Consider the following 777-nt stretch of genomic DNA (forward strand, 5'->3'; position numbering starts at 1 on the left):
CTGGATATTCTGATTTCTTACCAGAAAGAACGTGGCTTCCCGACAACCTATCAGGAGGTTGCAACCATGCTGGGATACCGTTCAGTGAATGCAGCGGTGGAGCATCTTCGCGCACTGGAGAAAAAAGGCGTCATCACGATAAAGCGTGGCGTGGCCCGGGGGATCACGCTTCATACCGCAGTGAAGGACGACGACAGCGAAGCGGTCGGTATCATCCGCGCACTGCTTGCCGGTGAGGAGAACGCTAGGTTGCGTGCAGCCCACTGGTTACATGAGAGGGGCCTGAAAGTATGAAGTTGATCCTTCCTTTCCCGCCCAGTGTGAACACGTACTGGCGACACCCCAACAAAGGGGCATTTGCTGGTAAGAGCCTGATAAGCGAGGCGGGGCGAAAATTTCAGAGCGCGGCGTGCGCAGCAATAGTTGAGCAGTTACGTCGTCTGCCGAAACCAACGTCGGCACCTGCTTCAGTGGAGATCGTGTTGTTTCCTCCGGATAACCGGATCCGCGATCTGGACAACTATAACAAGGCTCTGTTTGACGCCCTGACCCACGCGGGTGTGTGGGAAGACGACAGACAGGTGAAAAGAATGCTGGTGGAGTGGGGACCGGTTATCCCGAAAGGGAAGGTCGAGATCACTATCAGTAAGTATGAGAAACCGGCGGGTGCAGCCGCCTGATTAAGAGGAGAAACGAAGTATGAATAATCTGATGGTCATTGATGGTATTGAAGTTCATCGTGATGCTTATGGGCGTTACAGCCTGAACGATCTGCAT

General features: G+C 53.7%; 2 protein-coding genes. Both read left to right on the forward strand.

The features are described from left to right. On the forward strand, positions 1–294 hold a 294-nt coding region (locus RTW80_RS26450; RefSeq protein ID WP_312721053.1), incomplete at its 5' end, for a LexA family transcriptional regulator. After that, entirely contained in the window at positions 291–680 is a 390-nt protein-coding gene (locus tag RTW80_RS26455) for a RusA family crossover junction endodeoxyribonuclease (RefSeq protein ID WP_000767133.1), read from the forward strand. The genes RTW80_RS26450 and RTW80_RS26455, both read left to right, overlap by 4 nt. Positions 681–777: the final 97 nt, after the last annotated feature.

Source organism: Escherichia sp. AM3, assembly GCF_032029835.1.
GTDB classification, from domain to species: domain Bacteria; phylum Pseudomonadota; class Gammaproteobacteria; order Enterobacterales; family Enterobacteriaceae; genus Escherichia; species Escherichia coli.

Bases quoted from the DNA above. Each gene is read 5' to 3' on its own strand.
- RTW80_RS26455 (WP_000767133.1), top strand. From the start codon at position 291: ATGAAGTTGATCCTTCCTTTCCCGCCCAGTGTGAACACGTACTGGCGA.